This is a genomic window from Spirillospora sp. NPDC046719, from assembly GCF_040645715.1.
Classification (GTDB): Bacteria; Actinomycetota; Actinomycetes; order Streptosporangiales; family Streptosporangiaceae; genus Spirillospora.
In genome coordinates, this window is sequence record NZ_JBEYYT010000059.1 from 25,007 (window position 1) to 33,364 (window position 8,358).

Below are 8,358 nucleotides of genomic sequence, written 5' to 3' on the forward strand. Positions count from 1 at the left end.
CTGCGGGGATATCGGGATTACGGAAGGCGGCAGGTGCCGTAGTCGGACTTCGACGGGTCGCTCTCCGAGGTGCCGGTCAGCTTCAGCTTCGCCTTGCGCTCGGCGCCCGGCCCGGGCTTCGCCCACACCACCACGTCGGTGCCGCCGCCCGCCTTCGCGGTGGCCAGTTCGTTCGGCAGCCAGGTCGTCCAGCCCGCGCCGTCGACGGTCGCCTTCAGGCGGAAGACATCGGAGCCGTAGACGCCGGTGCCGCCCTTACCGCGGTTGTCGACGCGCATCGTGCACTTCATCCAGCCGGATCCGGCCGGCTCGGCCTTCCCGGAGTCGACCTTCACCCCGCGCCGCTGCGGGCCGGACCCGTCCAGCGACCGAATGGCGACCGTGTAGGCCAGGACGCCCTTCTTGTCGCGCTTGAGATTCAGCACGTAGAAGTGCAGCCGGTTCGCCTTGTCGACGTATTCGAACTCGCTTCCGGAATCGGTCCCGGCATGGAACAGCGCGTCCGACAGCTGGCGGTAGTCGCCGATCGTCATCTTCTGCGGCGTGCCGTCCGGCAGGACGAAGTCGGTCTTGTCGATGTCCTGCGGGTTCGCGTCCTGGACCCAGATGAACGGCGCCCGGTCCTGGTCCTTGGTCTTCGCCAGCAGCACCCCGGAGTCGGGCGTGAACGAGTCCATGCCCATCCGGTCGACGACCTCGAGGGTGTAGTTGTCGAACTTGCCGCCGTCGCACAGCGGGTCGGTGCCGGTGTCGCAGGCCGGCTCCTTGTCGCCGCCCGTGCCGAGCTTGAGGTTGACGCCCGCGAGGCCGCCCCCGCTCGGCTCGGCGGACCGCGCCGTGACGGTCGCGACGACGGTGCCGTCCTGCGGGAGCGTGTCGCGGTCGAGCTGGAGCACCTTCCCCGCGTCGACGATGCCGAGTTTCAGCTTGTTGCGGAGCATGTGCTCCGCGCCCATGGACGCGCCGCCGACCGCCGGGATCATCCAGCGGCTGTGCGGGCCGCCGGGGCCGTTGAAGCTGCCGCGGCTCAGCATGTCCCACGGACCGCTGTAGGCGCGGCGAGGCGGCACCCCGTACGGGTTGTTGTAGTTGTCGCCGATACCGAGGATGTGGCTGAACTCGTGCGCGAACACGGCCATCCCGGAGCTCTCCGCCTGCGTGGAGCTGCCGGTGATCGCGTTCGGCCAGATCGTCGCGCCCGCCTGCCAGGACGTCCAGTCCACGTACCGGGTCTTCACCCAGTTGGGCAGGGCCGGGTCGCCCGGCCCCCACTCGGCCGGGACGTCCTCCTTGGACCTGAACTTCATCTGCCCGAACTCCTGCCAGGTGGACGACTCGTCCTGCCCGGCGCTGAGGAAGAAGACGAAGTCGAACTTCTTCGCCGTCTCCTCGCCGACGTCCGCGATCCACGCGGCGCGCGCGTCCGTGCGCAGGTCGCGGTTGCACGTGTCGCCCGCCGGGCAGCCGGTGCCGCCCTGCATACCGTCCACGCCGTACTCGTGGTCCTTGGCGGGCATCCGGTACGCGCCGAACGCGGTGAGGTCAACGCCGTAGCGGCCGCCGGAGTCCTCCATCCAGTACTCGTGGAGCGTGTGGCCGTGGTTGAGGGCCTCGGGCTTGTTGAGGAAGTCCTGGTAGAACTTCGCGACCTGGTCGCGGGGCACGTCGCCGACCGCGTTCGGGTTGCCGAAGATGGTGGAGTTCTTCGGCTGCGTGACCACGAACGGCTGGTTCGGGTAGTCGACCAGGACGACCGCGCCCTTGAAGTTCTTGATCGAGCCCTGGTGGGACGGGTCGGCCCACGAGGTGCCGGGGACCGAGGCGTAGTCGTCCCAGGTCATCGTGTCGGGAAGCTCGTAGTTCTGCGGGTCGATCGGGCGCGGGCCGCCGGCCGCGTAGGTGCGGGCGGACGGCTGGCTCCGCTGCCACGGCTGCGTCTGCGGCCAGTGGCGCATCTGCCAGGGGTTCGCGGTGGGCTTCGGGATCGGAGGCTTGGTCTGCGCGGCGGCCGGCACGGCCGCGAGTCCCGCGAGCAGCACCGTCGCCGTCACGGGCACCAGCAGCGTCTTCTTGGCGCGCATGTCTCCCCTGTCTCAGGTGGTCACTGAGAACGTAAGGAGCGCCGTTCCGCCGCGCTACGGCCTACTTATACGACCTTGCGGCGTTCGCCCTGGCATGTCACGCCGTGGCCTGTTCCGTACCGCTCGCTACAGGCTCGTCTAGCTGCGACGGTCCTTACAGCAGCGAGCGCGCCGCCACGACGATGCCGTCCTCGTCGCTGTAGAGCCAGTCGCCCACGCCGAACTCCACGCCGCCGAAGGCCACCGGCGCGTCCACCTCGCCGGCGCCGTCCTTGGCGCTCTTGCGCGGGTTGGAGCCGAGCGCCTTGACGCCGAGGTCGAGGCCGCGCAGCGCCACCACGTCGCGGACGGCCCCGTTGATCACCACGCCGGCCCACCCGTTCGCCACCGCGGACGCCGCGATCATGTCGCCCATCAGCGCGGACGCCAGCGACCCGGCCCCGTCGACGACCAGCACCCGGCCCTCGCCGGGGGTGTTCAGCACCCGCTTCACCAGGCCGTTGTCGCGGTGGCAGCGCACCGTCGACACCGGTCCCGCGAACGCCGTCCGGCCGCCGTACTGCCGGAACTGCGTCTCGCAGCTGCGCAGCTCGTCCCCGAAGTCGTCGATGAGGTCAGCGGTCGCGAAGTCCATGCCCGGCAGCCTACTGCCCGGTAACCGGCGCCCCGCGCCCGCCCGCCGCCCCGCGTCGGCCGCGCGCCCGCCGTCCCGCGCCCGGGGGTCAGGCCGACGGGGCGTCGGTGGGGCGGCCGATCAGGCGAGACAGGACGATCGCGGTCTTCGTCGCCGTGATGTTCTCCTCCCGGCGCAGCCGTTCGAGGGCCTGCTCCAGGTGCTGGATGTCGCGGGCCCGGACGTGCACCAGCGCGCTGGCGTCGCCGCTGATCGTGTAGGCCGCGACCACCTCCGGGTGGCCGCGGACGCTGGAGTAGATCTCCTCCGGGGACGTCGCCCCGGTGCAGAAGATCTCGATGAACGCCTCGGTCGTCCAGCCGAGCGCGGCCGGGTCGACCACCGCCGCGAACCCGTTGATCACACCGTCCGCGCGCAGCCGGTCGACCCGCCGCTTCACCGCGGGCGCGGACAGCCCCACCTTGTCGCCGATCTGCGCGTAGGAGGCGCGGCCGTCCTCCAGGAGCCGCGCAACGATTCGACGGTCCAGATCGTCAAGACGCAACAAACAGCACCCCCAAAGTCGGTTTTCGTCATTGGTCGCCCGTAACACCCGAACATACGCTGGATATGGACCGGGCGGCCACCCGCCGCTCCCGGCCCCTCCCCCCTCGGCACCGGGCGCCCCCGTCCGGTGTCCCGGCGATGCCCGGCCGGACCGGCCGGACCCGAACGCGAGAAGGAGCGTCGTGACGGCGACCGAACAGCTGCGGGCGATGTCCGAGGAGCACAGCGCGCACAACTACCACCCCCTCCCGATCGTCGTCGCCGACGCCGAGGGCGCCTGGCTCACCGACGTCGAGGGCCGCCGCTACCTGGACATGCTGGCGGCCTACTCCGCGGTCAACTTCGGGCACCGCAACCCGCGCCTCGTCGCGGCGGCCCAGCGGCAGCTGGAGCGGGTCACCCTGGTCAGCCGCGCGTTCGACCACGACCGGTTCGGCCCGTTCGTCACCGAGCTGGCCGAGCTGTGCGGCAAGGACATGGTGCTGCCGATGAACAGCGGCGCCGAGGCCGTCGAGACGGCGCTGAAGACCGCCCGCAAGTGGGGCTACGAGGTGAAGGGCGTCCCCTCCGGGGAGGCGAACATCATCACGTTCGAGGGCAACTTCCACGGCCGCACCACCACGATCGTCAGCTTCTCCACCGACCCCGACGCCCGCGACTCCTACGGCCCCTACACGCCGGGGTTCCGGACCGTGCCGTACGGGGACGTCGACGCGCTGAAGGCCGCGATGGACTCCTCGACCGTCGGCGTGCTGGTCGAGCCGATCCAGGGCGAGGCCGGCGTGAACGTCCCGCCGAGCGGGTTCCTGCGCGCGGTGCGGGAGCTGTGCACCGCGAACGGCACGCTGATGATCGCCGACGAGATCCAGTCGGGCCTCGGCCGCACCGGCACCACGTTCGCCGTCGAGCACGAGAACGTGGTCCCCGACGTCTACATCCTCGGCAAGGCGCTCGGCGGCGGCATCATGCCGGTGTCCGCCGTGGTCGCCGACCGGGACGTGCTCGGCGTGTTCAAGCCGGGCCAGCACGGCTCCACCTTCGGCGGCAACCCCCTCGCCTGCGCGATCGGCCGCGAGGTGATCGCGATGCTGCGGACCGGCGAGTACCAGGAGCGGTCCCGGGCGCTGGGCGCGCACCTGCACGACCGGCTCGGCCGGCTGCCCGGCGACCTCGTCCGCGAGGTGCGCGGCCGCGGCCTGTGGGCGGGCGTCGAGCTGTACGGCCGGGCCCGTCCGGTCAGCGAGCGGCTGATGGAGCTCGGCGTGCTGGCCAAGGAGACGCACGAGACGACGCTCCGGCTGGCCCCGCCTCTCGTCGTCGAGCGGGAGGACCTCGACTGGGCGCTGGACCAGCTGGAGGCGGCCCTCAAGGGCTGAGCCCCGGCCGGTAAAGAGTTACCCGCGCCCCGCCTGTCCGCGCGGGGCGCGCCGCCCCCGGGGAGAGGGTGTGCGCATGCAGCGCAACCCGTCCCCGCAGGACAGCCCGGAGCAGGAGAAGCCGACCGGCCGCCGACGGCGGCGGGTCCTCATCGGCTGCGGCGTGCTGGCGGCCGGCGCGCTGATGCTGCTCGGCGGCGGCGCCTACCTGCTGGAGAACGCCTACAACGACGGCGTGAAGCGGATCGCGGGCGCGATGCCGGAGCGGAGCGGCCGCCCGGTGTCGACGGGACGCGGCGAGAACTGGCTGCTGATCGGGTCGGACCGGCGCTCGGACATGCCGTCCATGGGCGCCCGGTCTGACACGATCATGCTGGTGCACCTGTCCGGGCGGGACGGCCGGGTGTCGGTCATCGCGATCCCGCGCGACAGCTGGGTGCCGATCCCCGGGCACGGCGCCGGGAAGATCAACGCGGCGTTCTCCTACGGCGGCCCGAAGCTGCTGATCCGGACGGTCGAGCAGCTCACGAAGGTGCGCGTCGACCACTACGCCGCGCTGGACTTCGGCGGGTTCGTGACGATGACCGACGCGCTCGGCGGCGTGGACGTGACGGTCGAGAAGCGCACGTACGACCCGATGCACAAGCGGACCTGGCCCGCCGGGCACCAGCACCTGAACGGCGTCGAGGCGCTCGACTTCGTCCGGCAGCGGTGGAACCTGCCCGGCGGCGACCTCGACCGGATCAAGCGGCAGCAGGCGTTCCTGCACGCGCTGGCCGACAAGGCCCTCGACACCCGCAACCCGCTGAAGATCGACCGGTTCATCCGGGCCGCGACGCACTCGGTGACCGTGGACGACTCGGTGACCGCGGGCACGCTGCGCGGCCTGGCGGCGCGGCTGCTGAAGACGCCGCTGATGGAGTACCTGACGGCGCCGGTCGACCGGTTCGCGTCGCGCGGCGGGCAGAGCGTGGTGCTGCTGGACGCGGCCGCCGGCGACGAGCTGTTCGCCGACGTCCGCGGCGACCGGGTCGGCGACTTCGTGGCCCGCAACGGCGCGGCGAACAGCGTCGGCACCGTCCGCTGAAACCGGGTGTGACCTGTACGGATAAGTCGGGCATCAAAAGAATGTGACGACAGGGGTCTAGATGGATTAGTCTAAGTGGACTAATCGACGTCGACCACGAAGGTCGCTCCATGTCCCGACCCCTCACACCGCTCGCGCTGACCGTTCTGCGCATGCTGTGCGGCGGGCCCATGCACCCGTACGAGATGCAGCAGCGGATCCGCGACTACGCCTACGACCAGGCCGTCAAGGTCACGCACGGCTCGCTCTACCACTCGGTGGAGCGGCTCGCGTCCGCCGGCCTGATCGAGCCGCTCGAGACGGCGCGCGAGGGCCGCCGCCCGGAGCGGACCGTCTACGCGGTCACCAGCGCCGGACGCGACGCCGCGCACATCCGCCTCGCCGAGCTGCTCGCCAAGCCCGTCGAGGAGTTCCCGCTGTTCGGCACGGGCCTGGCGTTCATCAACCTGCTGCCCGAGGCGGAGGTCGCCCGGCAGCTGCGGTACCGCGCCATCGCGCTGGAGGCGGCGCTCGTCGGGAACCAGGCGGCCAACGACGCGCTCCGCAAGCGCGGGCTGGAGCGCCACAAGCTGCTCGACCAGGAATGGGCCATCGCCCGGTTCCGCGGCGAGCTGGAGTTCGTCCAGAACCTGGCCGACGACCTCGAATCCGGGCGCATCACCTGGACCGGCGAGACCGGCGTGACCTCCTGTCACCCGCCCGACCAGCACGACCATCGCACCGACTACCACGCAAGCCGTAACGACAAGGGGGCACCATGAGCAAGTGGCGCGGGAACCCATGGGCGATCCTATTGACGCTCTCGCTCGGTTTCTTCATGACGCTGCTCGACCTGACGATCGTGAACATCGCGATCCCGAGCATGATCGACAAGTTGCACGCCTCGCTGGACGAGGTCCTCTGGGTGGTCAACGCCTACATCCTGGTGCTGGCCGTGCTGCTCATCACCGCCGGCCGCCTCGGCGACCTGTGGGGCAAGAAGAACCTGTTCATCGCCGGTGTGGCGCTGTTCACGCTGTCCAGCCTGGCGTGCGGGATCTCCCAGGACCCGGCCCAGCTGATCGCGGCCCGCGCCGTGCAGGGCCTCGGCGCCGCGCTGCTGATGCCGCAGACGATGTCGATCATCATCGGGGTGTTCCCGCCGGAACGGCGCGGCACCGCGCTCGGCGTCTGGGGCGCGGTCGCGGGCGTGTCCACCATCGCGGGCCCGACCATCGGCGGGCTGCTGGTCACCAGCCTCGACTGGCGGTGGATCTTCTTCGTGAACCTGCCGATCGGCATCATCGTGCTGGCGCTCGCCGTGCCGATCCTGCCCGGCCACACCCCCACCGTGAAGCACCGCTTCGACATCGCCGGCGTCGCTCTCGCCTCCGCCGGGCTGTTCTGCCTGACGTTCGCGCTGACCGAGGGCCAGAAGTACGACTGGAACGAGGGCATCTGGGGCCTCATCGCCGCCGGCCTCGGCCTCTTCGTGATCTTCTACGTCTACCAGCGGACGCAGCAGGACCGCGAGCCGCTGGTGCCGTTCTCGCTGTTCCGCGACCGCAACTTCACGATCCTCAACTTCGTCGGCGCCGCCGTCTCCATCGGCATGATCGGCATGTTCCTGCCGATGACGATCTACATGCAGTCCGTCCTCGGCTTCAGCGCCCTCAAGGCCGGCCTCGTGATGGCGCCGTCCTCGGTCGTGTCGATGTTCCTCGCGCCCGTCGCCGGCAAGCTGTCGGACCGCATCGGCGGCAAGTTCATCCTGATGGGCGGCCTCACCCTCTACGCGATCGGCATGCTGTGGCTGGTGCTGGTCGCCGAGGTCGGGACAAGTTGGACCGCCTTCATCCCGGCTCTCGTCGTCGCCGGGTTCGGCATCGGCGGCGTGTTCGCGCCGATGGCCACCGAGGCCACCCGGAACGTGCCGCCCCGGCTGGCGGGCGCCGCGTCCGGCGTGAACAACACCGTCCGCCAGATCGGCTCGGTCCTCGGCAGCGCCGCCGTCGGCGCCGTCCTGCAGAACCAGCTCGCCTCGTCACTCAAGGACCAGGCCGCGACCCGCGCGGCGGCGCTCCCGCCGGACGTGCGGCCCGGGTTCGTCAAGGGCTTCGCCGGCGCGGCCAAGGGCGGCCTGGAGGTCGGCGCGGGCCAGACCGGCACCCAGCAGAAGCTGCCGCCGGGCGTCCCGCAGAGCGTCGTGCACCAGATCCAGCAGGTCGCCGGCCAGGTGTTCTCGCACGGCTTCGTGCACGCGCTGAAGCCGACGATGATCCTGCCGATCGCCGTCGTGCTGGCCGGCGCCGCCGCCTGCTTCGGCGTGAAGGGCTACCGCTCCACCCCGGCGCCGGGCACCGCCGAGCCCGCCCCCGCCACCGTGCAGAGCTGACCCGAAGCACGTTCACCCGCGGCGGGGCCGCGGCCATGGGGTGGGCAAGTCGGCGGCGCGCCCCCCCGGGAGCGGGGGGGGGGGCGGTGGGGGCCCCCCTCTAAAAATTGGGGGGGGGGGCGGGGGGCGGGGCGGGGTCACCCGGGGGGGGGGGTTCTTGGGGCTTTTGGGTGGGGGGGGGGTGTGGTTGTTGGGGGGGGGGGGGGGGGGGGGGGGGGTGGGGGGGCCTTTCCTCGGCCCCCACCTTACGACAAACACCG

Annotated in this window: 7 protein-coding genes; 4 read left to right on the forward strand and 3 right to left on the reverse strand. The window is 71.4% G+C overall.

What is annotated here, in order from left to right; genetic code table 11:
• Positions 1-17 precede the first annotated feature (17 nt).
• From ABZ914_RS13520 to ABZ914_RS13530, 3 genes are all read right to left on the reverse strand, one after another.
• The gene (locus ABZ914_RS13520; protein ID WP_500193238.1) at positions 18-2,081 is read right to left on the reverse strand and encodes a M6 family metalloprotease domain-containing protein; all 2,064 of its coding nucleotides are present in this window, start codon (positions 2,079-2,081) and stop codon (positions 18-20) included.
• 154 nt (positions 2,082-2,235) lie between these two features.
• On the reverse strand, positions 2,236-2,715 hold the full coding sequence (gene rraA, locus ABZ914_RS13525) for a ribonuclease E activity regulator RraA (RefSeq protein WP_500193239.1): 480 nt from the start codon (positions 2,713-2,715) through the stop codon (positions 2,236-2,238).
• A gap of 88 nt (positions 2,716-2,803) precedes the next feature.
• Complete coding sequence (locus ABZ914_RS13530) at positions 2,804-3,259, reverse strand: Lrp/AsnC family transcriptional regulator (protein ID WP_190861009.1); 456 nt, start codon at positions 3,257-3,259, stop codon at positions 2,804-2,806.
• Positions 3,260-3,470: 211 nt separating this feature from the next.
• Here ABZ914_RS13530 and rocD point away from each other — a divergent pair, with 211 nt between their 5' ends.
• The 4 genes from rocD (at position 3,471) to ABZ914_RS13550 (ending at position 8,098) form a co-directional block, all read left to right on the forward strand.
• On the forward strand, positions 3,471-4,637 hold the full coding sequence (gene rocD, locus ABZ914_RS13535; RefSeq protein ID WP_433252580.1) for an ornithine--oxo-acid transaminase: 1,167 nt from the start codon (positions 3,471-3,473) through the stop codon (positions 4,635-4,637).
• Positions 4,638-4,713: 76 nt separating this feature from the next.
• A complete protein-coding gene (locus tag ABZ914_RS13540) occupies positions 4,714-5,724 on the forward strand; it encodes an LCP family protein (protein WP_500193242.1) in 1,011 nt (336 codons plus the stop codon).
• Between the two features lie 110 nt (positions 5,725-5,834).
• Positions 5,835-6,485 carry a PadR family transcriptional regulator gene (locus ABZ914_RS13545; RefSeq protein ID WP_500193240.1) on the forward strand — a complete coding sequence of 217 codons (651 nt, stop codon included), beginning with the start codon at positions 5,835-5,837 and terminating at the stop codon, positions 6,483-6,485.
• Positions 6,482-8,098, forward strand: coding sequence for a DHA2 family efflux MFS transporter permease subunit (locus tag ABZ914_RS13550; RefSeq protein WP_500193241.1), 1,617 nt, complete (start codon positions 6,482-6,484; stop codon positions 8,096-8,098). Before ABZ914_RS13545 ends, ABZ914_RS13550 begins: the two co-directional genes overlap by 4 nt.
• Positions 8,099-8,358: the final 260 nt, after the last annotated feature.